Here is a 22,552-nt window from a genome sequence, read left to right on the forward strand (position 1 = left end):
CCGCGGAAATCCCGTAGCAGGGGTTTCCGTGGGCGCTACGGTAATGCTCAGGCAGTTTCCCGGACGTTGAGAATGGTCAGAACGGTTTGCACATTTTGCGCGGCGTCACGACCCAGGCTGGTCAGATAACCACCATCTGGCTGGGTGATCAGTTCTTTGTCGAACAGTCTTTGGGCGGCGGCAATGGCTTTCGGGGCAGCGGTCTGATGAATTTTCAAACCTTCCTGGGAACTGTCCAGGTTGAAGAGTGCGAGGATTTCCAGTTCGGCAACCAACTCAGGGGTAAGCGACATAAGGACTCCAGACTTTCTAGGAATTGGACGACAGCGCCCCTAAGGTGATCCCACTCGGGCGGCATGTCCAGTGCTCGCGACAGGGTTTTTTCGCCTTGGGAAGCATTCCCCGTTGGGTAACGCGGCAGCGGGGTGGATTCAGTGTAGTCAGGGTCTGGGGGAAGGCGGGGGAGATTGGTGACAATCTGTGTTGAGAGCGAGTTATAAGGCGAGGCACCTTCTATGGCAAAGGGGCTTTTGTGGCGAGGGAGCTTGCTCCCGCTCGAGTGCGAAGCGCTCGCAAAATCATCGACAGTTGCCGAGATTTTGGGGCTGCTTCGCAACCCAGCGGGAGCAAGCTCCCTCGCCACAGAAACCTGCGCCCTTCAGGTCGGAGTTATTTCTTTTCCGGCGGCAACTCTGGCAATGCACGCAGCGCAGCTTCGTACCATTCGGTGTTGAACGCGCGGTCTTCTTCGAGGATCGCGTCGATTTCCACTGCCAGAACATGGGCCATCAAATTGAGAATTTCTTCACGCTCGTAACCCACCAACGTCAACTTGTTGAAAGTTGCCTTGGCTGCTGGCGGATTGTCGCTTTCAATCTGGTTTTCGATGGCTTCGATCAGGGTGTTTTCGGCGAACTCTTCTTCGTCGATCTCGATATCAGTTGGCTCTCTCATGGCAGGCTCCTCAAGTTAAGGCGGCCAGTTTACCTGCATTCAGCGCTGTGATGCTGCTGGCAAGAAACGTCGCGGCGTTCTATAAAAGGCACCTGCCAACCCCGCACGGCCTGGAGGCTATGTGATGCTCAAGCTTTATGGATTTTCCGTCAGCAACTACTACAACATGGTCAAGCTGGCGCTGCTCGAGAAGGGACTGCCGTTTGAAGAGGTGCCGTTTCACCCGGGGCCGAGCCCCGAGGCATTAGCCATCAGCCCGCGCGGGAAGGTGCCGGTGCTGGGCGTCGAACAGGGTTTCGTCAACGAAACCAGCGTGATTCTCGAATACCTCGAACACAGCCAGAAAGGCACGCCGCTGTTGCCGAGCGATCCCTTTGAGCGGTCGCAGGTCCTGGCGCTGGCCAAGGAAATCGAGCTGTACATCGAATTGCCTGGGCGTGCCTGCTACGCCGAAGCGTTTTTCGGCATGACGGTGCCGGAGGCGATCAAGGACAAGACCAAAGCCGAGTTGCTGCTGGGGTTTGCCTCACTGGGCAGGCACGGCAAGTTCGCCCCTTATGTGGCAGGCGACAGCCTGAGCATGGCGGATTTGTATTTCCTGTACAGCGTGCCGCTGGCCTGTGCGGTGGCGCAGAAGCTGTTTGACCTGGATTTGCTGGCTGAGATGCCGGCGGCCAAGGCGCTGCTGAAGCGTCTGGAGCAGAATCCGAACGTACAGCGGATTGCGGCTGACAAGGATGCGGCAATGCCTGCGTTTTTGGCGATGGTCGCGGGCAAGAAGTAGGTTTTACAGCGTATTCAAGACCGCTTTCGCGAGCAGGCTCGCTCCTACAGGGGAACGCATTCCAAATGTAGGAGCGAGCCTGCTCGCGAAGTTTTTAGCGGTTTAACGGCTGGCGAGCAATGCCTGGCCGCGAGCCACAGCCTTCTTGACCTGTGCCGGCGCAGTCCCGCCGATATGGTCACGGGCATTCACCGAACCTTCCAGGGTCAGCACGGCAAACACGTCCTGATCGATCTGGTCGCTGAACTTGCGCAGCTCTTCCAGGCTCATTTCCGCCAGGTCTTTACCGCTTTCCACGCCGTACTTCACGGCATGGCCAACGATTTCGTGGCAGTCACGGAACGGCAGGCCGCGGCGAACCAGGTAGTCGGCCAGGTCGGTGGCAGTGGAGAAGCCGCGCAGGGCTGCTTCACGCATCATCGCGTGCTTGGGTTTGATCGCCGGGATCATGTCGGCAAAGGCCCGCAGCGAGTCGCGCAACGTGTCGGCGGCGTCGAACAGTGGCTCTTTATCTTCCTGGTTGTCCTTGTTGTAGGCCAGGGGCTGGCCTTTCATCAGGGTCAGCAGGCCCATCAGCGCGCCGAATACGCGACCGGTCTTGCCACGCACCAGCTCTGGAACGTCCGGGTTTTTCTTTTGCGGCATGATCGAACTGCCAGTGCAGAAACGGTCCGGCAGATCGATGAACTGGAACTGCGCGCTGGTCCACAGCACCAGCTCTTCGGAGAAGCGCGACAGGTGCATCATCGCGATGCTCGCAGCCGAGCAGAACTCGATGGCGAAGTCACGATCGGACACGTTGTCCAGCGAGTTGCCGCCCACGGCGTCGAAGCCCAACAGTTGAGCGGTGTATTCGCGGTCGATCGGGTAGGTGGTGCCCGCCAGTGCGGCGCTGCCCAGTGGCATGCGGTTGGTACGCTTGCGGCAGTCGACCAGGCGCTCGTAGTCGCGGCTGAGCATCTCGAACCAGGCCAGCATGTGGTGCCCGAAGGTCACCGGCTGCGCGGTTTGCAGGTGAGTGAAGCCCGGCATGATGCTGCCAGCTTCGCGCTCGGCCTGCTCCAGCAAGCCTTTTTGCAGGCGGGTGATTTCGCTCAGGATCAGGTCGATCTCGTCACGCAGCCACAGGCGGATGTCGGTGGCGACCTGGTCGTTGCGGCTGCGTCCGGTGTGCAGCTTTTTACCCGTGACGCCGATGCGGTCGGTCAGACGCGCCTCGATGTTCATGTGCACGTCTTCGAGGTCGATGCGCCAGTCGAACTGGCCGGCCTCGATTTCACCCTGGATGGTCTTCAGGCCATCAGTGATGCTGTCGCGCTCGGCATCGGTCAGCACGCCGACCTTGGCCAGCATCGTGGCGTGAGCGATCGAGCCCATGATGTCGTGGCGATACAGGCGCTGGTCGAAAGTGACGGAGGCGGTGAAGCGGGCGACGAAGGCGTCGACGGGTTCACTGAAGCGGCCGCCCCAGGACTGATTGGTCTTGTCAGTGCTCATGAATTCGCTCGTGTCGGCTGAAGAAAGATGGCGTAGAAAGCTGTCGCGGATAATAACAGGGTTGCCAATCCTGTCGCTGACACTGGTCGATACGTTTTTTTCTCAGGCGGCGGTCCATACTCGAATCAACCCCGAGGGGATTTGCGCAACGATATTTTTCAATTGAGCAATATCGTGCCGGCAACCGTCTACAGTTGGACAGTAGGATCAGCGCAGTTCCAGACGTTGCAGCTGACTATAAAAAGAGGGGGTGTTCGTATTGTGTATCAACAAACCCTACGGCGATGCCTCGCCAATGCGGGCCTGGGCCGCCAAACGCAGGACAGATGAAAATTTAGCCGTCAGACGGGCGGCACTTTTTGGCCCTCGCGCTAGTCTTAGCGTGGATCGCGGTGACGGACGTCACTTCACCTGTCTACGCTATCCTTGTGCGAGACTCACGCAGGAATCCAGCGCAATATGAATGTCCTGATCGTTGATGACGAACCCCTTGCCCGCGAGCGCCTGAGCCGAATGGTTGGCGAACTCGAGGGATACAGTGTCCTGGAGCCTAGCGCCACGAACGGCGATGAGGCGTTGGCTCTGATCGACAGCCACAAACCCGATATCGTGCTGCTCGATATCGGTATGCCGGGCCTCGATGGCCTGCAAGTGGCTGCACGATTGTGCGAACGCGAAACCCCGCCCGCCGTGGTGTTTTGCGCAGGGCCCGATGAATTTGCCGTGGAAGCCTTACAGGCCAGCGCCGTAGGCTATCTGGTGAAACCTGTGCGTACAGAACAATTGCATGAAGCGTTGAAAAAAGCCGAGCGGCCCAATCGTGTCCAGCTCGCAGCCCTGACCCGTCCCGCCGCCGAAAGTGGCAGCGGCCCGCGCAGCCACATCAGCGCCCGTACCCGTAAAGGTATCGAACTGATCCCGTTGGGTCAGGTGGTCTACTTCATTGCGGATCACAAATACGTGACCTTGCGCCACGAAGGCGGCGAAGTGTTGCTGGATGAGCCGCTCAAAGCCCTTGAAGATGAATTTGGCGACCGCTTCGTGCGAATCCACCGCAACGCGCTGGTCGCCCGCGAACGCATCGAACGCCTGCAGCGCACGCCCCTGGGGCATTTTCAGCTGTTCCTCAAAGGCTTGAACGGCGACGCCCTGATCGTCAGCCGACGGCATGTGGCCGGCGTGCGCAAGATGATGCAACAGCTTTAATCCGCCATTTACGGGCGGGTTTTATCCCGATTGCTGGATGTCTGAGGCCAGGGAGGCCACGCGTTTTCTGATACAAGTCAAAGTGGATTTGGCTGAGCTGTTATTATCCGCCGTATCTATTCAGTACGGATTGATCCATGTCCTCTCGCGAAATCCGCATCGCCACCCGTAAAAGTGCACTCGCCCTGTGGCAGGCCGAATACGTCAAAGCCCGTCTGGAAGAGGCCCATCCGGGTCTGCTCGTGACGTTGGTGCCCATGGTCAGTCGCGGTGACAAATTGCTCGACTCGCCACTGTCGAAAATCGGCGGCAAGGGCCTGTTCGTCAAAGAACTGGAAACCGCGCTGCTGGAAAACGAAGCCGACATCGCCGTGCACTCGATGAAGGACGTGCCGATGGACTTCCCCGAAGGCCTCGGTCTGTTTTGCATCTGCGAGCGAGAAGACCCGCGTGATGCATTCGTCTCCAACACCTACGCCAGCCTGGACGAATTGCCGCAAGGCAGCATCGTCGGCACCTCCAGCCTGCGCCGTCAGGCCCAGTTGCTGACCCGTCGTCCGGACCTGGAAATTCGCTTCCTGCGCGGCAACGTCAACACGCGCCTGGCCAAGCTCGATGCCGGCGAATACGACGCCATTATCCTCGCCGCCGCTGGCCTGATTCGTCTCGGCTTTGAAGATCGGATTACCTCGGCCATCAGCGTCGACGACAGTCTGCCGGCGGGTGGTCAAGGCGCGGTGGGTATCGAATGCCGCAGCGTCGACAGCGAAATCCACGCGCTGTTGGCACCGCTGCACCATCAGGACACCGCCACCCGCGTGACCGCCGAACGTGCGCTCAACAAACATTTGAATGGCGGCTGCCAAGTGCCGATCGCCTGCTATGCCGTGCTTGAAGGCGAGCAGATCTGGTTGCGTGGTCTTGTCGGTGATCCGAACGGCGGTCTGCTGCTCAGCGCCGAGGCTCGTGCGCCACGCAGCGACGCCGAAGCCCTGGGCGTGCAAGTGGCTGAAGACCTGCTGAGTCAAGGCGCCAACGACATTCTGAAAGCAGTCTACGGCGAGGCAGGTCACGAGTGACGGGCTGGCGCCTGCTGCTGACGCGTCCCGAGGATGAGTCGGCGGCGCTGAGCAGTCTTTTGGCCGAAAAGGGGATTTTCAGCAGCAGTTTGCCGCTTTTGGAGATCGAGCCGATTCCTGCCTCTGACACAATGCGCGAGGTGATTCAGGGACTGGATCGCTATTGCGCGGTGATCGTGGTCAGTAAGCCGGCCGCCAGAATTGCTGTGGATCTGCTCGGGCGGTATCGGCCACAACCCCCTCGTTTGAAGTGGTTCAGCGTGGGCGCAGCCACCGCGCAGATCCTTGAGGACCACGGGTTGGACGTCAGCTTTCCGGTGGATGGCGATGACAGCGAAGCCTTGCTTGAACTTCCTCGGTTGCGTGAGGCAATCGCGCGGCCCGGTCCACGCGTGCTGATCATGCGCGGGGAGGGCGGGCGCGAGTTGCTGGCTGAGCGTTTGCGCGAGCTTGGTGCTAGTGTCGAGTATCTGGAGTTGTACCGCCGCGACCTGCCGCACTACCCGCCGGCAGCGCTGCCAGACCTGATCGAAGCGGAACGCTTGAACGGGCTGGTGGTCAGCAGTGGACAGGGTTTTGAGCACCTGCATCAATTGGCCGGCGATGCCTGGCCACAATTAGCGCGGTTGCCGTTGTTTGTTCCAAGCCCCAGGGTAGCCGAGCTGGCACGTGCCGCCGGGGCCCAAACAGTTGTGGATTGTCGTGGCGCCAGTGCCGCGGCTTTGCTGACGGCGTTACGGGAGCATCCCGGACCCGTTCTCTAATGCAAAGGATGGATACGTGAGCGAAACAGCCTTGCCTAAAGATGACGTCAAGCCAGTGCTCGATGCACCGGTTGAAGCACCGGTTGGAAACGGGCCACCTGCTGCAGCGCAGCGCCGAGGCAATGGGCTGGCAATCTTCGCGCTGCTGCTGGGCGCTGCCGGTGTCGCCGTGGGCGGTTGGGGAGTCTGGCAGGTGCGTCACCTGCAAGCCAATACTCAACTGCAGTTGAGTCAGGTCCAGGCATTGAGCGATCAGGCGCAGGACCTGAAGCTCAATGAACAACGCCTGACTGCTCGCCTGGAACAAATGCCTGCCGCCGCCGAGCTCGACGCGCGCAGTCGTTTGGTCACCCAACTTCAAGGCGATCAGCAACGCTTGAATCAACGTCTGGAAACGGTTCTCGGCGCCAGCCGCAAGGATTGGCGTCTGGCCGAGGCCGAGCATCTGCTGCGTCTGGCCAGCCTGCGTCTTTCCGCGTTGCAGGACATCAGCAGTGCCCAGGCTTTGGTGCAGGGCGCCGATGAAATCCTGCGCGAACAGAACGACCCGGGCTCTTTTGCCGCTCGCGAGCAAGTGGCCAAAACGCTGGTGGCATTGCGTAGCACCCAACAGCCCGATCGCACCGGTCTGTTCCTGCGACTGGGGGCGCTGCGCGATCAGGTCATCAGCCTCACCGAGCTGGCGCCCGAGTACAAGGACCGTGGCGAATCCCTGTTAGGCCTCACCGCTGATGGCGACGGCGCCAGTCGTTGGGCGCAATGGTGGGATCAGGTCTCGCGCTACATCCGCATCGACTTCAACGCCGACAAGAATGTGCGTCCGTTGCTGGCCGGGCAGAGCCTGAGCCAGGTGCGCCTGGCCCTGAGCCTGGCGCTGGAGCAGGCGCAATGGGCCGCGCTCAATGGCCAGGCCGCGGTTTATACCCAGGCGCTTGCCGAAGCGCGGGACGTGCTCAAGGGCAACTTCAACCCGGACAACCCTCAGAGCAAAGTGATGCTTGAGCAGGTTGGCGAGTTGAGCAAGCAACCGGTCACCGTCCTGACGCCAGACCTGACCGGCACGCTGAGTGCGGTTCAGGGGTATCTGGAGCGGCGTAATGTCAACGCCGAGGACTCGATCAAACCAATGGCCAAACCTGCCGCGGACACCGTGCAGGAGGCGACGCCATGAAACGCCTCTATGTGATCGTGTTCCTGGTGATCGCTGCGGCTGCCGCGCTGGGGCTGGCGATTGCCGAGCATTCCGGTTACGTGCTGATCGCCTACAAAAGCTTTCGTTATGAATCGAGCCTGTGGGCAACCCTGGCGTTGGTCGCCGTGCTCTGGCTGGTGTTCTGGGGCATCAAGGCGTTGATCGAATTGGTGACGACCTCCAGCGGCGTAGTCAATCCGTGGTCGCGACGCAATCGCAGTCGCCGTGTACAGGTAGCGATTGAGCACGGTCAACTGGATCTGGCCGAAGGTCGCTGGGCCAGTGCGCAGCGCCATCTGCATCGCGCTGCGGAAGCCGAGCGCCAGCCTTTGCTTTACTACCTCGGCGCTGCCCGGGCCGCGAACGAACAAGGTCAATACGAGGAAAGCGACAACCTGCTGGAGCGCGCTCTGGAGCGACAACCCCAGGCAGAATTGGCGATTGCCCTGAGCCACGCGCAATTACAGACCGACCGCGGCGATACCGAAGGCGCCCTGGTAACCCTGCAAGCCATGCACGAGCGTCATCCTCATAACGTCCAGACCTTGCGCCAGTTGCAGCGCTTGCACCAACAGCGGGGCGACTGGTCGGCCGTGATTCGTCTGCTGCCGGATCTACGCAAGGACAAGATCCTGCCACCGGCCGAGCTGGCCGAACTGGAACGCCGGGCCTGGGGTGAGAACCTGTCCCTGGCGGCGCATCAGGAAGAAGACGGGACGGTTGGCCTGCAATCGCTCAATCGCGCCTGGCAGCAGTTAACCTCGGCCCAGCGTCAGGAGCCGCAACTGGTGCTCGCCTATGCTGAGCAACTTCGGCAACTGGGTGCTCAGGTCGAAGCCGAAGAGATTCTGCGAACGGCGCTCAAGCGCAACTACGACAGTCATCTGGCGCGCCTTTACGGACTCGTTCGCGGCAGTGATCCGGCACGTCAACTGCACACAGCCGAGGGCTGGCTCAAGGAGCATCCGGCCGACCCAAGCCTGTTGCTGACCCTGGGGCGCTTGTGTCTGCAAAGCAGCCTTTGGGGCAAGGCCCGGGACTATCTGGAAAGCAGCCTGCGCGTGCAGCGCAATCCGGAAGCCTGCGCGGAACTGGCGCGGCTGCTGGCGCAGCTGGGTGACACAGAGCGCAGCAATCAGTTGTTCCAGGAGGGCTTGGGCTTGTTGGACGAGCGCTTGCTGGCGGCACCGTTGCCGGTTCCTGTTCACGCCTGACTCCTGCCCCTGTAGCAGATGGCGCAGCCTGCGTTCGGCTGCGCAGCAGTCGCAAAACAGACACCACGGTTTGGTCAGTCGAGTCGCATAAACTTGGACGACTGCTGCGCAGCCGAACGCAGGCTGCGCCAGGGGCGGGAATCGCTTCGAATCCGCCACTGTTTCAGCGTTGTAATCCTTCGCAGGCAGAATCCTACAGAGGACTACACCTAATCCTCTCGTTCCTGTCGGGATTTCCCTACACCTCTGTTGAAGTGTCCCCGCTGGCCTGCCTTGAAAGGCTGCAGCGCTTTCCTCTACCGTAACCGCCTGTCTCTACTGTTACGGAAATGCCATGTCTTTGGCCTGCTCACGCTCCTTGTTTTTCATGGCTTTCATTGCAGGTGCCCTGGCCCTGGGCGTGTCCTATTACCTGGAATATGCGGTCGGCCTCAAGCCTTGCGGGTTGTGCCTGTTGCAGCGCTTTTGCCTCGCGTTGCTTACGGGTATCAGCCTGGTGGCTTCGGTGCATGGGCCGGGCCGCTTCGGGTCTTTCCTGTATTGGATGCTCGGGCTGTTTTGCAGTCTGGCGGGTACGGTCACGGCGTGGCGGCAGGTATTGCTGCAGAGCGATCCAATGCATCAGCTGTTGATGTGCTCGCCCAATCTGGCCGTTCAGTACAAGGACATGCCTTGGTTGTGTCAGGCCACACAGATGTTTAAAGGGGAGGCGGAGTGCGCGGAGATCTCCTGGACACTGTTCGACCTGAGCATTCCTGAATGGAGTCTGCTGTTTTTCATGGCGATGACAATTCTGGGACTTTATCAGCTGCTGCGCGTTGTCTGGAAAGCCTGTCTGCGACCGCTCAGCGGCGGTTCGTCGCACCGGGCGCTGGCGGGAGATTAAACACTTGTATGAACTTTATCTCCTGCGTACCTTGAAGCCATTGTCGCGCGGGCATAATCTGGCCCGCACGTGTCATTGGAATTATGTTGCTCGAATGACGCTCTGCCTGGCCGATACTTGACCTTCAAGTGTGGCGACGGGTGTAGGGCAGCATGACCCACAAGGGAAGAGAGATCACCATGCTCGAAAGTTGTCAGAATGCTCAGGAACGTTGGGGTGGAGTGCATCTGCTGATCGATCGCTGGTTGCAGGAGCGTCACGAACTGGTTCGGGCCTATGATGCTCTCGGCGCCGAGCCTGAGGCGCTGGGTGAGAACCGTAAGCCGTTGCAGGAGTTTTGCGGCGTGCTGGTCGATTACGTGTCTGCCGGGCACTTCGAGATCTACGAACAGCTGACCGGCGAAGCCAAAGCGTTTGGCGACACTCGCGGGCTCGAGCTGGCCGAGACCATCTACCCTCGCATCGACGTCATCACCGAGAAGCTGCTCGCGTTCAATGACCTGTGTGATGCAGGTCAATGCGTGGCAGAGAAATTCAAAGAGCTGGGTGGCCTGTTGCACGAACGCTTCGAACTGGAAGACTGCCTGATCGAAGTGCTGCACACCGCTCACAAGGAAGAGGACTCGGTTCAGGCCTGAACCCCCTTCCTGCAAGACCTCCAAAAACGGTGCGCTATGCGCGCCGTTTTTCGTTTCCGGTATTCAGCTTGTGGCACCGCGCAATTCGACTTCGAACACCAGCGGTGTGAACGGCGCAATCAGGTTGCCGGCACCCTCGGCGCCATAGGCTTCGGCCGATGGAATCACCAGGCGCCATTTCGCACCGACCGGCATTTGCTGTAACGCACTGCGCCATCCGCTGATCACACTGTCGAGACTGAACCACTGCGGCTGACTGTTCTGATCGAACACCGTGCCATCGGGAAGGCGACCGATATACAGCACCTGGACTTTGCCGTTGGGGCCAGCTTTGGCGCCAGTGCCTGGCGCCAACTCCGTCAGCAATATTCCATCGGCCAGTTCACGAGCGCCCGGCCTGGCTTTTTCCTCGGCGAGAAAGGCCTGCTCTTTTTTGAGGGCGACTTCACTTTGTGGCGTACTCGTTTGCAAGGCGACCTGGGCTTCATGCTCGGCAAGAATCTGTTCGATCTGCTCATCTTTCAGCGCCAGGGGTTTGCCTTGATAGGCTTGTTGCAAGCCCTGGATCAGCGCCTGAAGTTGCAGATCGGGAACCTCTTGGCGCAGGCGTTCGCCGAGGCTTGCGCCCAGGCTGTAAGAGAGATCATGAGTGTCATTTTCTTTGGTTTTTTCGGCGGCCTGGGCCACGGAAAAAAACACGCACAGTGATAAAAAAAGGTAGCGCGACATGGGCACTCTCCGACCTGAGATGCGGGGGATTATGCCAGTGTGAATGCGCTCGACGGTGAACTGGTTTTGCGCAAGTGCAGAAGAATTTCAATCCGTTGCAACGCGGCGCTTTCGATACTGTCAACATGCCCTAGCGGCGGTAGCAGCAGAGGTCTAGTATGAGCCGCACCCACGTCAGCCAGGAGGTAAACCATGTCGGCCACCAAGAAGCCAGTAAATACTCCGTTGCACTTACTCCAACAACTCTCGGGCAGCTTGCTTGAGCATTTGGAAAACGCTTGTTCGCAAGCCTTGGCTGATGCTGAAAAACTGCTCGCCAAACTGGAAAAGCAGCGCGGAAAAGCGCAAGAAAAACTGCACAAGTCCCGTACCAAATTGCAGGACGCTGCGGCGGCCGGCAAGGCCAAGGCACAAACCAAAGCCAAGGGCGCAGTGAAGGAGCTTGAGGACTTGCTCGATGCCCTCAAGGATCGTCAATCCGAAACTCGCAGCTACATTCTGCAACTCAAGCGCGATGCTCAAGAAAGCCTGAAACTGGCCCAGGGCGTCGGTCGTGTACAAGAGGCTGTCGGCAAGGCGTTGTCCCTGCGTTCGGCCAAGCCTGCTGCGGCTCCTGCCAAGAAAGCCGCTGCCAAACCGGCTGCTGCAAAAGCACCGGTCAAGTCTGCCGCCAAACCGGCCGCCAAAGCACCGGTGAAAGCCGCAGCAAAACCTGTCGCTAAACCTGCGGCAAAAAAACCAGTCGCTGCTAGCGCTGCAAAACCGGCTGCTAAAACAGCTGCAGCAAAACCTGCCGCCAAGCCAGCTGCTGCCAAAACAGCTGCCGCTAAACCGGCTGCAAGAACCGCTGCTGCCAAACCGGCGGTGGCGAAAACTGCAGCGGCTAAACCAGCTGCCAAACCGGCCGCAAAACCAGCTGCAAGAACTGCCGCTGCGAAACCTGCTGCCAAGCCTGCCGCGAAATCAGTCGCGACTAAAACGGCTGCCAAGCCAGCTGCAAAACCAGCTGCAAAAGCTGTAGCCAAACCGGCTGCCAAAACGGCTGCTGCAAAACCTGCCGCAGCCAAGCCAGCCACTGCTGCAAAACCTGCCGCAGCGAAACCAGCAGCCAAACCTGCCGCTGCCAAACCGGCTGCAAAACCAGCCGTGAAAAAACCGGTTGCCGCCAAGCCGGCCGCCGCGCCAGTTGCCAAGCCAGCCAGCCCGGCTCCGGCAGCACCGTCTGCTTTAGCAGCAGCCACCTCGACAGCCACGCCAGCGCCAACGCCGGCCGCCGCGTCGATCGCAGCAACCACCCCAACCAGCGCTTCCTAAGTGCCGGTTACCGCGACGCGCAGCTGATGCAGCGCGTCGCGGTCCAGGTGGGCGGCGCCTGCCGTCACACCTTCCAGCCAGGCCGATAGATCGGTCGCCTCACACTGCGGCCAACTCTGCGCCGATCGTTCCAGTCGTACCAACAGATGTCGCTCGGCTTCCAGCTCGAGTGCCTTCACTTGCTCGCGCAAAGCATTCAGTTCCCTATCGTCGGCGGCGACGACTTTCCAATTCACCCGCAAGGCTCGCAGCGGGTGCACCACGTCTGCGTCCCACGGCTCGGCCACGCTACGCAGTTGCTGCAATCGGTGTTCGTTACAGGCGACGCCACGATCTCCCAGCCAGAGTCCGCAGAGCAGCAAGCACACATTGATCCCCGCCGACTGTAATTGCAGGCAGGCGGGTTCAACGCCGGGACGGGCGTAAGTACTAAGGGAAAAGCTCCACAGGTCAGAGGACATAGTGCTACTCGCGCCAGTTGCGAGCGAAGCTGGTAGACTCCGCCGCCATTATGATTCGACTTCAGAACCTGACTTTACAGCGTGGCCCTCAACGTCTGCTAGAAGACGCTGAGCTGACCCTGCACGCCGGCCACAAAGCCGGCCTCATCGGTGCCAACGGCGCCGGCAAATCGAGCCTGTTCGCCTTGCTTCTGGGTGACCTGCACCCGGACTCGGGTGATTGCTTCCTGCCGGCGGACTGGCGCATCGCCCACATGCGCCAGGAGATCGACACCCTCGATCGGGTGGCGGTCGACTATGTGCTCGATGGCGACCTGCGCCTGCGCGAGGTGCAACGCGACCTCGCGGCAGCCGAAGCGGCCCATGACGGTACCGCTCAGGCCCGCCTGCACTCGGAACTCGACAGCGCCGACGGTTACACCGCCGACGCCCGGGCCCGAAAGCTGCTGGCCGGTCTTGGGTTCACCAATGAGCAGATGGATCGCCAGGTAGGAGATTTCTCTGGTGGTTGGCGGATGCGTCTGAACCTGGCGCAGGCTTTGATGTGCCCTTCGGACTTGTTGTTGCTCGACGAACCGACCAACCACTTGGACCTCGACGCCATCATCTGGCTCGAAGAATGGCTCAAAAGCTATCCCGGCACCTTGATGCTGATTTCCCACGACCGGGACTTCCTCGATGCCGTGGTCGATCACGTGGCCCACGTCGATCAGCGCAAGATCACCCTGTACCACGGTGGTTACAGCGCCTTCGAACGCGCCCGTGCCGAACGTCTGGCCCAACAACAGCAGGCCTACGAGAAGCAGCAGGCGCAACGTGCGCACATGGAAAGCTACATCGCCCGTTTCAAGGCCCAGGCCACCAAGGCCCGTCAGGCCCAGAGCCGGATCAAGGCGCTGGAGCGGATGGAAGAACTGTCCGCCGCCCACGTCGATTCGCCATTCGATTTCGTTTTCCGCGAATCAGTGAAAATCTCCAGCCCGTTGATTGACCTCTCCGACGCCCGACTGGGTTACGGCGAGCGAGCCGTGCTGGAGAAGGTCAAGCTGCAACTGACCCCCGGTGCGCGGATCGGTTTGCTTGGTCCGAACGGTGCCGGTAAATCGACCCTGATCAAAAACCTTGCCGGTGAACTCGAGCCGTTGTCCGGCCGCCTGACCCGTGGCGAGAACACCGTCGTCGGCTACTTCGCCCAGCATCAGCTGGACTCACTCGACTCCAAGGCCAGCCCGTTGCTGCACATGCAGCGCCTGGCGCCGACCGAGCGCGAGCAGACGCTGCGCGACTTCCTCGGTGGTTTCGACTTCCGCGGCGCGCGGATCGATGAGCCGGTGCTGAACTTCTCCGGTGGCGAAAAGGCGCGCCTGGCGCTGGCGTTGATCGCCTGGGGCCGGCCGAACCTGCTGCTGCTCGACGAACCGACCAACCACCTGGACCTGGAAATGCGTTTGGCGCTGACCATGGCTCTTCAGGAGTTCAGTGGCGCGGTACTGGTGGTCTCCCACGATCGCCATTTGCTCAAAAGCACCACCGACAATTTCTACTTGGTGGCGGACGGCAAGGTCGAGGAATTCGACGGCGACCTGGAAGACTACACCCGTTGGCTGGTGGACTACCGTCAGCGCAACGCCCCGGTCAGCAATACGCCGGTCAATCCGGACAAGACCGACAAGAAAGCCCAGCGCCAGGCCGCCGCTGCGTTGCGTCAGCAACTGGCACCGCACAAGCGCGAGGCTGACAAGCTCGAAGCCGAGCTGGGCAAGCTGCACGAGAAACTGGCGAAGATCGATGCCAGCCTCGGCGACAGCGACATTTACGAGCCGGCGCGCAAGAACGACTTGCGTGATCTGCTGGCCGAACAGGCCAAGCTGAAGGTCCGTGAAGCCGAGCTGGAAGAAGCCTGGATGGAAGCGCTGGAACTGCTCGAAAGCATGCAGGCGGAGCTGGAGGCGCTGTCCTGATGGAAGCTTTCAAGCTGCCATTGCCTGCCGTGTGGATCGAGCCGATCTGGCTCTTCGTGCAGATCCTGCTGATTCTGTTGGCGGGATATGTTGCCCAGCGTTGCGTCGCCAAGTGCCTGACTCGCCTGGGTGAGCGTTATCCGTTTCCGCCACAGTTTCTGATGCCGCTGCGCGGTGGTCTGCGCTGGCTGATCATGGGCAGCGCGCTGATCTTCGTGCTGGAACGCCTCGGGGTGTCGGCAACGGTGCTCTGGACCGCGTTGTCCGGGTTTGTCGCGGTAGCGGCAGTGGCGTTCTTCGCCATGTGGAGCGTGCTCTCCAATCTGCTCTGCGCCATTCTGATCTTTACCGTCGGCCCGTTCCGTCTCGGCGACGTGGTCGAGTTGGTGGACACCACCGACAAGCCCGGCGTCAAAGGCCGGGTGGTGGCAATCAATCTGCTCTACACCACGCTGATCGAAGCCGAAGAACTCGGCACCGGCAGCGCCATGGTGCAAGTGCCCAACAGCCTGTTCTTCCAACGCTCGGTTCGACGCTGGCGCGGCAGTGATGTATTCCCTTCCAGCGGTTTCGAAAAGTAGCCTGAATGCCGACCACGCTGGTCGGCAGCTGTTCTGTCCTGCAAAAAATCGGTAGTCATCGGCCCAAAGCCGCATTAGCTTAGACGTCTGTCACGAGTCTGAATCGAGGTGTGCGATGGTGCTTCAAACATGGCTGGCGTTTTTTGCCGCCTGCTGGGTGATCAGTCTGTCTCCCGGTGCCGGCGCCATTGCGTCGATGTCCAGCGGTCTGCGATACGGTTTCTGGCGCGGTTATTGGAACGCCCTGGGCTTGCAACTGGGCCTGGCGCTACAGATTGCGATTGTCGCCGCCGGTGTTGGCGCAATCCTCGCGGCGTCGGCCAGCGCTTTCTACGCGATCAAATGGTTTGGCGTGGCCTATCTGGTTTACCTGGCGGTCAAGCAATGGCACGCATTGCCCAATGACATGAGCGACGACGCGGCCGTCCGGCAAATCGGCAAGCCGATGGCGCTGGTGTTCCGGGGTTTCCTGGTGAACGTCAGCAACCCCAAGGCGTTGGTGTTCATGCTCGCGGTGCTGCCGCAATTCATTGATCCGCATGCACCACTGGTGGCGCAGTACCTGATCCTCGGTGTGACCATGATCTGCGTCGACCTGATCGTCATGGCCGGTTACACCGGGCTGGCATCCAAGGTGCTGCGCATGTTGCGCACGCCGAAGCAGCAAAGACGCATGAACCGTACGTTTGCGGGACTATTCATTGGTGCGGCGGCGTTCATGGCGACCCTTCGCAAAGCGGTGGTGTAAACCGCCAGGCACAAAAAAGGCGACCTTCGAGGTCGCCTTTTTTATGGCCCGAAACTGCGCAAAAACGGCGTTACTTGCTAACAACGCTTGAGTGAAAGTCATTGGAAGTGAACAATGTGTTACTTCGTATTTCCAATTGAGATTCATTCATGACTGCCCCGTCCCGATTCCTGGCCTGGCTGATGTTGCCGTTGTTTGCCTTGTGCAGTTTCAACCTGCTGGCCGACACCGTGGAAGGCGCGCCGCAAGCGCTGCATTTGCTCGATTACATCGGTGCGGATTACCCGGAAACGGTGCAGGCGGGCAAGGTCATTAATGAATCCGAGTACCAAGAGCAGCTGGCATCCATCAAGGCGCTGCAAGGCTTGATCGCTGCGATGCCGGCCAAACCGGAAAAAGCCGGGCTGGAGCAGGGCGTCAGCACGCTGCGCAACGCGATCACTGCGCGTCAGGACGGCGCGGACGTCGGTCGTCAGGCACGGCAACTCGGCGCCAAGTTGGCGGTGACCTATGAAGTCAGCCAGGCGCCGATCATTACGCCGGATCCGACCCGTGGTGCGCCGTTGTACGCTCAGCACTGTTCGGTGTGCCACGGCGACGTGGGTGCCGGGGATGGCCCGGCGGGTGTCGGTCTGACACCGCCACCGTCCAATCTGCGTGATGCTGCGCGGCTGGATCACCTGAGCCTCTATGCGATCTACAGCACTTTGGGCCTCGGTGTCGAAGGCACCGATATGCCGGCCTTCGCCGATCAGCTGGATGATCGACAGCGTTGGGACCTGGCGACCTACATCGCCAGCTTCAGCGCCGATCCGGCTGCTGCAAAATCCGAAAAGGCCTACAACATCGCCGACCTGGCCCGTCAGACTCCCGCAGAAGTGCAGGTTGCCGAGGGGCTACAAGCGGCGGCGACCTTCCGTGCGCAGCGGGCGCAACCGCCACAGGTCAAGCGTGGCCCGGCGCAGTTGCTCGATTACACCGCCGCAACGCTGGACAAGAGCATCGCGGCCTACCGTGCCGGCGATCACGATCAGGCCTATGACCTGTCGGTGGCGGCATATCTGGAGGGCTTCGAACTGGTCGAAAGTTCTCTGGATAACGTCGACACCAACGTGCGCAAAGACACTGAAAAATCGCTGATGGCGTACCGTCAGTCGTTGCAGGACGGTTTGCCGGTGGCCCAGGCCCAACAGCGTCTGGATACGGCCAAGGCCAAGTTGAAGGAATCCGCCGGCCTGCTGGGCAGCGATGGTTTGAGCTGGTCCCTGAGCTACATCTCCGGTTTGTTGATTCTGTTGCGCGAAGGCCTGGAAGCGATTTTGGTGCTGGCGGCGATCCTCGCGTTCCTGCGCAATACCGGCCAGCAATCGGCGGTGCGCAGCGTCAATGTCGGCTGGGGGCTGGCGCTGCTGGCCGGTCTCGGGACTTGGGCGTTGGCGGCGTATGTGATCGATGTCAGCGGCTCGCAACGTGAATTGCTGGAAGGTGCGACGGCGTTGTTCGCCGCCGTCATGGTGCTTTGGCTCGGCGTGTGGATGCACGACCGTCGTCACGCGGCGGCCTGGAAGGATTACATCAAGAGCAGCCTGGTGGGCGGCGGTGGGCGTTTCGGGTTTGCGACGCTGGCGTTCTTCTCGGTGTATCGCGAGCTGTTTGAAGTGATTCTGTTCTACGAGACCCTGTGGCTGCAGGCGGGTCCGGCAGGTCATAACGCGGTGTTGGCGGGTGGTGGGACGGCGTTGGTGTTGTTGGTGGGGCTGGCGTGGGTGATTCTGCGCGGTTCGGCGAAGCTGCCGCTGTCACTGTTCTTCAGTATCAACGCCGGCCTGCTGTGCGCGTTGTCGGTGGTGTTTGCCGGGCATGGCGTGAAGGCGTTGCAGGAAGCCGGGATTTTCGGCACTCGGCCGGTGCCGTTCTTTGACTTCGACTGGCTGGGGATCCACGCTGATGCGTATTCGCTGAGTGCTCAGGCGGTGGCGATCATTGCGATCATCGTGCTGTATAGCCGTAGTCGGCTGGCTGAGAAGCGGCGGGTGCAGGTTTCTTAAACAGCATTCGCTGCGCTCACAATCGCGGGCAAGCCACGCTCCCACAGGTTTAGCGTTAACCTTGTGGGAGCGGGCTTGCCCGCGATGCTTTTCAACAGAGGAAAACACAATGCGAGTGTGGATCGATGCCGACGCCTGCCCCCGGGCGGCCAAGGATCTGGTGGTGAAGTTCGCCCTCAAGCGCCAGTTCGAAGTGGTGTTGGTGGCCGGGCAGCCGCAGATCAAACCGGGTTTGGCCCTGGTGAAGCTGATCGTGGTGCCAAGCGGTCCGGATGCCGCAGACGACTATCTGGTGGAATACGCGGTCCCCGGCGAGTTGGTGATCTGCAGCGATGTGCCGCTGGCCGATCGTCTGGTGAAAAAGGGCGTGGCGGCGCTGGATCCACGGGGCAAAGAGTTCGATGCGCAGAACATGGGCGATCGGTTGGCGGTGCGTAACCTGTTCACTGATTTGCGTGAACAGGGGCAGATGAGCGGCGGGCCAGCGCCATTTGGCGAGCGTGAGAAGCAGGCGTTTGCCAATGCGCTGGACCGGATCCTCACGCGACTTTCCCGTAAAGCCTGAACAAACCCTGTTCTTTTGGCGAGGGAGCTTGCTCCCTCGCCACAAAAGCCCTTCATCGAACAATGTCAGGCGTCGTTTTCGTGGGTCAGTTCGAGTACCCGGTCGACCAGTTTGTTGATGCCTGACGCCGCTTCGCTGATCGATTGCGCCAGCATGTATGCCGGGGTGCTGACCAGTTTGCGTGCTTTGTCTTCAACGATGTCAGTGACCGCGCAGTCTGCGTGTGTAGCGCCCATCTTGTTCATGGCAGCGGCAGTATCGGCGTCGTTGCCGATGGTGCAGGTCACGCCCGGTCCATAAATCTTCGCCGCGAGCGCCGGCGAGATGCAGATCAGCCCGACCGGTTTGCCGGCCTCGGCAAAGGCTTCAGCCAGCGCCAGGACTTCCGGTTGCACGGTGCAGCCGGCGCCTTCGACGGCGAAGTTCGACAGGTTCTTGGCCGCCCCGAAACCACCAGGCACGATCAGCGCATCGAAGTCTTCCACGTCCGCTTCGCGGATATCCTTGATGTTGCCCCGGGCGATCCGCGCCGACTCCACCAGTACATTGCGTGACTCGGGCATTTCTTCGCCGGTCAGGTGATTGATCACGTGCAGCTGCGCGATGTTCGGTGCGAAACACTGCACCTGAGCCCCCCGCTGGTCCAGACGCAGCAGGGTGATCACGCTTTCGTGGATCTCGGCGCCGTCGTACACGCCACAGCCGGATAGGATCACTGCAATTTTTTTGCTCATGGGCTTTTCTCCAGATTCATGGCGTTAAATGTCCACTAATTTGTCACTCGTTGCCATAGGGTTAATTCGCGGCTACACCTAGGATCTGTCCTCAAGATTCCGATCAGGGCGCGTCATGGACTTCATTCTGTATGCGGTGCCGTTTTTCTTTGTGCTGATAGCCGTCGAACTGCTGGCCGACCGTTGGCGCGGAGTGAGCAATTATCGCGTGGCGGACGCGATCAACAGCATGAGCACCGGCGTGCTGTCGACCACCACCGGCCTGTTGACCAAAGGCGTCGGCCTGGTGACGTATGCGTTTGCCCTCAAGCATCTGGCGCTGTTCCAGCTCTCGGCAGACAGCGTTTGGGTCTGGGTCTTTGCCTTTGTCCTCTACGACTTCTGCTACTACTGGCTGCATCGCATGGGCCACGAACGCAACATCCTCTGGGCGGCGCATTCGGTGCATCACCAGAGCGAGGATTACAACCTGTCCACGGCGCTGCGCCAGACCAGTACCGGCTTCCTGCTGAGCTGGATTTTCTACCTGCCGATGGCCGTGCTCGGCGTGCCGCTGCTGGTGTTCATCAGCGTCGCCTCGCTGAACTTGCTGTACCAATTCTGGGTGCATACCAAACACATTCCCAAGCTCGGCTGGTTCGAGTGGTTCTTTGTCACGCCGTCCAATCATCGGGCCCACCATGCACAGAACGCTCTCTACATGGATCGCAACTACGGCGGGGTGTTCATTATTTGGGACCGTCTATTTGGCTCGTTCCAGGAAGAGGACGACAACGAACCGGTGATTTTCGGTGTCACCACGCCGCTGGCGAGCTGGAATCCGTTGTGGGCGAACGTGCAGTTCTACGCGCAGCTGTGGGATGACTCGCGGCGTGCGCAAAGCACATGGGACAAGCTGCGCATCTGGTTCATGCGCACCGGTTGGCGGCCGGCGGATGTGGCGGCCAAGTACCCGATGAACAAGCCCGACCTGAGTCAGTTCCGTAAATTCGAGGTGCCGCTGGACGGGCGTCAGCAGCTTTACGTCGTGTTGCAGTTCTGCGTCTACATCGCGCTGGGCAGCTACTTGATGAACCTGGAGCAGCGTTTGCCAACCGCCGCGCTGGTGCTCGGCTGGAGTGCCGTGGCGCTGGGTTTGTTTACGTTGGGCGTGGCCCTGGAGAATCGCCCGTGGGCGCTGAAGCTGGAGCTGCTGCGCCTGGCGTCGAATGTGCCGCTGGTATGGCTGGCGCCGGTCGTCGGGCTGTGGCCGGCCAGCGCAGTGGGCTGGGTCGGCCTGCTGAGTTACAGCCTGCTCAGTGGTATCGGTCTCTACTGTTGCAGAAACCGTTTCACTCGACTGGCGTCGTAGGTTCGTTGGTTTTGGCTTGTTCCGCTTTCAAGGCCTGCTCGTCGGCGTAGATCTTCTTCGCCAGACGGGCGTTCTTGAGGCGCCGGCGTAACCACAGGCAAAAGCCCAGTATCAGCAGGGCACCAAGCACCCACAGTTCGTACTTCTTGACGCTGCCCAGCATGCCTTCGAGCACTGCACCGAAGTGATACGCGGCAGCAGCCAGCGCGGCGGCCCAGATCGCGGCACCAATCCCGTTGAGCAGCAGATAACGTCCCGGCGGATAGCCCGACAGGCCGATCGCCACTGGCATCACCGTGCGCAGGCCATAGACAAAGCGGAAGCTCAGTACCCAGATGTCCGGGTGCCTGCGGATGTGTTCCAGCGCCCTGTCACCCATCAATTGCCAGCGCGGTTTGCGCGCCAGCAACTTGCGGCCGTGCTTGCGCCCCAGGAAATACCACAGCTGATCACCGGCATAACTGCCGAGGAACGCCACGATCATAACCACTTTGAGGTCCATGTATCCGCGGAACGCGAGGAAGCCTGCGAGCACCAGAATGGTTTCGCCTTCGAAAAACGTGCCGAGAAAGAGGGCGAAGTAGCCGAATTCCTGAAGAAATTGTTGGAGCATTGTCTGGATGCTGGCGAAATGAACGCGCAGCCTAACCCTTCGGGAACATTCATGAAAGTGTCCAAATGTGTCTCGACGTGAACATTTCCTACAAGGACAATGGAATGCGACTACCTGTCACAGGGGTGCGCACAACTGTAATACGTTCGTCATAATGGCCGCTTATAACTGTCACGCTCGCCCGCCAGCGCGGGCTCAGGAGTCTGCCGTGAGCTTTACCCCCGCCAACCGTTTGTTTCCAGCAACCCGCCTGCGTCGCAATCGTCGTGATGATTTCTCGCGTCGACTGGTCCGTGAAAACGTTCTGACCGTCGACGATCTGATCCTGCCGGTGTTCGTGCTGGACGGTGAAAACCGTCGCGAAGCGGTGGCGTCGATGCCAGGCGTCGAGCGCCTGACCATCGATCTGTTGCTTGAAGAAGCGGCCAAGTGGGTCGAGCTGGGGATTCCGGCATTGGCGTTGTTCCCGGTGACGCCGCCGGAGCTCAAGTCCCTGGACGCCGCCGAAGCCTGGAACCCGAACGGGATTGCCCAGCGTGCCACCCGCGCGTTGCGTGCGCAGTTCCCTGAGCTGGGCGTAATCACCGATGTCGCCCTGGACCCGTTCACCACTCATGGCCAGGACGGTATCCTCGACGAAGAAGGCTACGTGCAGAACGACATCACCGTCGACGCGCTGGTCAAGCAGGCGCTGTCCCACGCCGAAGCCGGTGCTCAGGTGGTAGCCCCGTCGGACATGATGGACGGTCGCATCCAGGCAATCCGCGAAGCACTGGAACTGGCCGATCACGTCAACGTGCGGATCATGGCCTACTCGGCGAAGTACGCCAGCGCCTATTACGGCCCGTTCCGCGATGCGGTCGGTTCGGCGCTGAACCTGGGCAAGGCCAACAAGGCCTCGTATCAGATGGACCCGGCCAACAGCAATGAAGCCCTGCATGAAGTAGCGGCGGACTTGTCAGAAGGCGCGGACATGGTCATGGTCAAGCCAGGCATGCCGTATCTGGACATCCTCTACCGGGTCAAAGAAGAATTTAAAGTGCCGACCTTTGTTTATCAGGTCAGCGGTGAATATGCCATGCACATGGCGGCGATCCAGAATGGCTGGTTGAGCGAAGGGGTTATCCTCGAATCCCTGACCGCTTTTAAACGTGCAGGCGCTGATGGCATCCTGACTTACTTTGCCGTCCGTGCTGCTCAATTGTTACGAGAGCAAAAATAGCCCTCCCAGGA

General features: G+C 60.3%; 23 protein-coding genes and 1 pseudogene. 17 read left to right on the forward strand and 7 right to left on the reverse strand.

From position 1 onward, the window contains the following. Positions 1 to 47: 47 nt before the first annotated feature. Together ABH912_RS21575 and ABH912_RS21580 are read right to left on the reverse strand one after the other, a co-directional pair. Positions 48 to 293: a TIGR02647 family protein gene (locus ABH912_RS21575; protein WP_008150272.1), complete on the reverse strand. Its 246-nt coding sequence runs from the start codon at positions 291 to 293 to the stop codon at positions 48 to 50. 376 nt (positions 294 to 669) lie between these two features. After that, positions 670 to 954, reverse strand: coding sequence for a hypothetical protein (locus ABH912_RS21580; RefSeq protein ID WP_429511611.1), 285 nt, complete (start codon positions 952 to 954; stop codon positions 670 to 672). Between the two features lie 124 nt (positions 955 to 1,078). Between ABH912_RS21580 and ABH912_RS21585 the strand changes: the two genes are divergently transcribed. Then, positions 1,079 to 1,738, forward strand: coding sequence for a glutathione S-transferase family protein (locus tag ABH912_RS21585; protein WP_429511612.1), 660 nt, complete (start codon positions 1,079 to 1,081; stop codon positions 1,736 to 1,738). 102 nt (positions 1,739 to 1,840) lie between these two features. Here the strand turns inward: ABH912_RS21585 and argH are convergent, their stop codons facing one another. Beyond that, positions 1,841 to 3,235, reverse strand: coding sequence for an argininosuccinate lyase (gene argH, locus ABH912_RS21590; RefSeq protein WP_033060676.1), 1,395 nt, complete (start codon positions 3,233 to 3,235; stop codon positions 1,841 to 1,843). A gap of 343 nt (positions 3,236 to 3,578) precedes the next feature. Between argH and ABH912_RS21595 the strand changes: the two are divergent. From ABH912_RS21595 to ABH912_RS21630, 8 genes and pseudogenes are all read left to right on the forward strand, one after another. Beyond that, positions 3,579 to 3,698, forward strand: a pseudogene (locus ABH912_RS21595) (sensor histidine kinase); the annotation flags it as partial. Further along, the gene (locus tag ABH912_RS21600) at positions 3,695 to 4,441 is read left to right on the forward strand and encodes a LytR/AlgR family response regulator transcription factor (RefSeq protein ID WP_033060674.1); all 747 of its coding nucleotides are present in this window, start codon (positions 3,695 to 3,697) and stop codon (positions 4,439 to 4,441) included. The pseudogene ABH912_RS21595 and the gene ABH912_RS21600, both read left to right, overlap by 4 nt. Positions 4,442 to 4,578: 137 nt before the next feature. Then, positions 4,579 to 5,520, forward strand: a complete 942-nt coding sequence (gene hemC / locus ABH912_RS21605) for a hydroxymethylbilane synthase (RefSeq protein ID WP_008150280.1) — start codon at positions 4,579 to 4,581, stop codon at positions 5,518 to 5,520. Beyond that, on the forward strand, positions 5,517 to 6,284 hold the full coding sequence (locus ABH912_RS21610) for a uroporphyrinogen-III synthase (protein ID WP_429511613.1): 768 nt from the start codon (positions 5,517 to 5,519) through the stop codon (positions 6,282 to 6,284). The genes hemC and ABH912_RS21610 overlap by 4 nt, the downstream gene beginning before the upstream one ends. A gap of 16 nt (positions 6,285 to 6,300) precedes the next feature. After that, positions 6,301 to 7,455 (forward strand): uroporphyrinogen-III C-methyltransferase, encoded by a 1,155-nt coding sequence (locus tag ABH912_RS21615; protein WP_429511614.1) that lies wholly within the window; start codon positions 6,301 to 6,303, stop codon positions 7,453 to 7,455. Further along, positions 7,452 to 8,690 (forward strand): heme biosynthesis protein HemY, encoded by a 1,239-nt coding sequence (locus ABH912_RS21620; protein WP_429511615.1) that lies wholly within the window; start codon positions 7,452 to 7,454, stop codon positions 8,688 to 8,690. Before ABH912_RS21615 ends, ABH912_RS21620 begins: the two co-directional genes overlap by 4 nt. A 334-nt stretch (positions 8,691 to 9,024) precedes the next feature. Beyond that, on the forward strand, positions 9,025 to 9,576 hold the full coding sequence (locus ABH912_RS21625; RefSeq protein ID WP_033060668.1) for a disulfide bond formation protein B: 552 nt from the start codon (positions 9,025 to 9,027) through the stop codon (positions 9,574 to 9,576). A 179-nt stretch (positions 9,577 to 9,755) separates the two neighbouring features. Beyond that, complete coding sequence (locus ABH912_RS21630) at positions 9,756 to 10,214, forward strand: Rsd/AlgQ family anti-sigma factor (RefSeq protein ID WP_033060667.1); 459 nt, start codon at positions 9,756 to 9,758, stop codon at positions 10,212 to 10,214. Between the two features lie 63 nt (positions 10,215 to 10,277). On the opposite strand, the gene ABH912_RS21635 is transcribed toward ABH912_RS21630, so the two are convergent. After that, positions 10,278 to 10,943, reverse strand: a complete 666-nt coding sequence (locus ABH912_RS21635; protein ID WP_429511616.1) for an FKBP-type peptidyl-prolyl cis-trans isomerase — start codon at positions 10,941 to 10,943, stop codon at positions 10,278 to 10,280. 192 nt (positions 10,944 to 11,135) lie between these two features. Between ABH912_RS21635 and ABH912_RS21640 the strand changes: the two genes are divergently transcribed. Next, positions 11,136 to 12,257 carry an AlgP family protein gene (locus ABH912_RS21640; protein WP_429511617.1) on the forward strand — a complete coding sequence of 374 codons (1,122 nt, stop codon included), beginning with the start codon at positions 11,136 to 11,138 and terminating at the stop codon, positions 12,255 to 12,257. On the opposite strand, the gene ABH912_RS21645 is transcribed toward ABH912_RS21640, so the two are convergent. Then, positions 12,254 to 12,718, reverse strand: coding sequence for a TIGR02444 family protein (locus tag ABH912_RS21645; RefSeq protein WP_429511618.1), 465 nt, complete (start codon positions 12,716 to 12,718; stop codon positions 12,254 to 12,256). The genes ABH912_RS21640 and ABH912_RS21645 overlap by 4 nt on opposite strands. A 50-nt stretch (positions 12,719 to 12,768) precedes the next feature. Here ABH912_RS21645 and ABH912_RS21650 point away from each other — a divergent pair, with 50 nt between their 5' ends. The 5 genes from ABH912_RS21650 to ABH912_RS21670 all read left to right on the forward strand — a co-directional run bounded on the left by ABH912_RS21650 (position 12,769) and on the right by ABH912_RS21670 (position 18,621). Continuing rightward, the gene (locus ABH912_RS21650) at positions 12,769 to 14,679 is read left to right on the forward strand and encodes an ATP-binding cassette domain-containing protein (RefSeq protein WP_429511619.1); all 1,911 of its coding nucleotides are present in this window, start codon (positions 12,769 to 12,771) and stop codon (positions 14,677 to 14,679) included. Next, positions 14,679 to 15,260, forward strand: coding sequence for a mechanosensitive ion channel family protein (locus tag ABH912_RS21655; protein ID WP_033060659.1), 582 nt, complete (start codon positions 14,679 to 14,681; stop codon positions 15,258 to 15,260). The genes ABH912_RS21650 and ABH912_RS21655 overlap by 1 nt, the downstream gene beginning before the upstream one ends. Positions 15,261 to 15,375: 115 nt before the next feature. Further along, a complete protein-coding gene (locus ABH912_RS21660) occupies positions 15,376 to 16,008 on the forward strand; it encodes a LysE family transporter (RefSeq protein ID WP_429511620.1) in 633 nt (210 codons plus the stop codon). 149 nt (positions 16,009 to 16,157) lie between these two features. Then, positions 16,158 to 18,056, forward strand: coding sequence for an FTR1 family protein (locus ABH912_RS21665; protein WP_429511621.1), 1,899 nt, complete (start codon positions 16,158 to 16,160; stop codon positions 18,054 to 18,056). 109 nt (positions 18,057 to 18,165) lie between these two features. Continuing rightward, complete coding sequence (locus ABH912_RS21670; RefSeq protein ID WP_033060654.1) at positions 18,166 to 18,621, forward strand: YaiI/YqxD family protein; 456 nt, start codon at positions 18,166 to 18,168, stop codon at positions 18,619 to 18,621. 65 nt (positions 18,622 to 18,686) lie between these two features. On the opposite strand, the gene elbB is transcribed toward ABH912_RS21670, so the two are convergent. Beyond that, the gene (gene elbB / locus ABH912_RS21675; RefSeq protein ID WP_033060653.1) at positions 18,687 to 19,355 is read right to left on the reverse strand and encodes an isoprenoid biosynthesis glyoxalase ElbB; all 669 of its coding nucleotides are present in this window, start codon (positions 19,353 to 19,355) and stop codon (positions 18,687 to 18,689) included. Positions 19,356 to 19,470: 115 nt separating this feature from the next. On the opposite strand from elbB, the gene ABH912_RS21680 reads away from it, so the two are divergent. Then, positions 19,471 to 20,706, forward strand: a complete 1,236-nt coding sequence (locus ABH912_RS21680) for a sterol desaturase family protein (protein ID WP_429511622.1) — start codon at positions 19,471 to 19,473, stop codon at positions 20,704 to 20,706. On the opposite strand, the gene ABH912_RS21685 is transcribed toward ABH912_RS21680, so the two are convergent. Continuing rightward, the gene (locus tag ABH912_RS21685; RefSeq protein WP_008150321.1) at positions 20,687 to 21,319 is read right to left on the reverse strand and encodes a DedA family protein; all 633 of its coding nucleotides are present in this window, start codon (positions 21,317 to 21,319) and stop codon (positions 20,687 to 20,689) included. The two genes, ABH912_RS21680 and ABH912_RS21685, sit on opposite strands and share 20 nt — an antisense overlap. 208 nt (positions 21,320 to 21,527) lie before the next feature. On the opposite strand from ABH912_RS21685, the gene hemB reads away from it, so the two are divergent. Continuing rightward, a complete protein-coding gene (gene hemB, locus ABH912_RS21690) occupies positions 21,528 to 22,541 on the forward strand; it encodes a porphobilinogen synthase (protein ID WP_008150323.1) in 1,014 nt (337 codons plus the stop codon). The last annotated feature ends 11 nt before the right edge of the window (positions 22,542 to 22,552 follow it).

The sequence above is a fragment of the Pseudomonas sp. BT76 TE3572 genome (assembly GCF_050435365.1).
Classification (GTDB): Bacteria; Pseudomonadota; Gammaproteobacteria; order Pseudomonadales; family Pseudomonadaceae; genus Aquipseudomonas; species Aquipseudomonas fluorescens_W.

Bases quoted from the DNA above. Each gene is read 5' to 3' on its own strand.
- ABH912_RS21575 (WP_008150272.1), bottom strand. From the start codon at position 293: ATGTCGCTTACCCCTGAGTTGGTTGCCGAACTGGAAATCCTCGCACTC.
- ABH912_RS21580 (WP_429511611.1), bottom strand. From the start codon at position 954: ATGAGAGAGCCAACTGATATCGAGATCGACGAAGAAGAGTTCGCCGAA.
- ABH912_RS21585 (WP_429511612.1), top strand. From the start codon at position 1,079: ATGCTCAAGCTTTATGGATTTTCCGTCAGCAACTACTACAACATGGTC.
- argH (WP_033060676.1), bottom strand. From the start codon at position 3,235: ATGAGCACTGACAAGACCAATCAGTCCTGGGGCGGCCGCTTCAGTGAA.
- ABH912_RS21600 (WP_033060674.1), top strand. From the start codon at position 3,695: ATGAATGTCCTGATCGTTGATGACGAACCCCTTGCCCGCGAGCGCCTG.
- hemC (WP_008150280.1), top strand. From the start codon at position 4,579: ATGTCCTCTCGCGAAATCCGCATCGCCACCCGTAAAAGTGCACTCGCC.
- ABH912_RS21620 (WP_429511615.1), top strand. From the start codon at position 7,452: ATGAAACGCCTCTATGTGATCGTGTTCCTGGTGATCGCTGCGGCTGCC.
- ABH912_RS21625 (WP_033060668.1), top strand. From the start codon at position 9,025: ATGTCTTTGGCCTGCTCACGCTCCTTGTTTTTCATGGCTTTCATTGCA.
- ABH912_RS21630 (WP_033060667.1), top strand. From the start codon at position 9,756: ATGCTCGAAAGTTGTCAGAATGCTCAGGAACGTTGGGGTGGAGTGCAT.
- ABH912_RS21635 (WP_429511616.1), bottom strand. From the start codon at position 10,943: ATGTCGCGCTACCTTTTTTTATCACTGTGCGTGTTTTTTTCCGTGGCC.
- ABH912_RS21640 (WP_429511617.1), top strand. From the start codon at position 11,136: ATGTCGGCCACCAAGAAGCCAGTAAATACTCCGTTGCACTTACTCCAA.
- ABH912_RS21645 (WP_429511618.1), bottom strand. From the start codon at position 12,718: ATGTCCTCTGACCTGTGGAGCTTTTCCCTTAGTACTTACGCCCGTCCC.
- ABH912_RS21650 (WP_429511619.1), top strand. From the start codon at position 12,769: ATGATTCGACTTCAGAACCTGACTTTACAGCGTGGCCCTCAACGTCTG.
- ABH912_RS21655 (WP_033060659.1), top strand. From the start codon at position 14,679: ATGGAAGCTTTCAAGCTGCCATTGCCTGCCGTGTGGATCGAGCCGATC.
- ABH912_RS21660 (WP_429511620.1), top strand. From the start codon at position 15,376: ATGGTGCTTCAAACATGGCTGGCGTTTTTTGCCGCCTGCTGGGTGATC.
- ABH912_RS21665 (WP_429511621.1), top strand. From the start codon at position 16,158: ATGACTGCCCCGTCCCGATTCCTGGCCTGGCTGATGTTGCCGTTGTTT.
- ABH912_RS21670 (WP_033060654.1), top strand. From the start codon at position 18,166: ATGCGAGTGTGGATCGATGCCGACGCCTGCCCCCGGGCGGCCAAGGAT.
- elbB (WP_033060653.1), bottom strand. From the start codon at position 19,355: ATGAGCAAAAAAATTGCAGTGATCCTATCCGGCTGTGGCGTGTACGAC.
- ABH912_RS21680 (WP_429511622.1), top strand. From the start codon at position 19,471: ATGGACTTCATTCTGTATGCGGTGCCGTTTTTCTTTGTGCTGATAGCC.
- ABH912_RS21685 (WP_008150321.1), bottom strand. From the start codon at position 21,319: ATGCTCCAACAATTTCTTCAGGAATTCGGCTACTTCGCCCTCTTTCTC.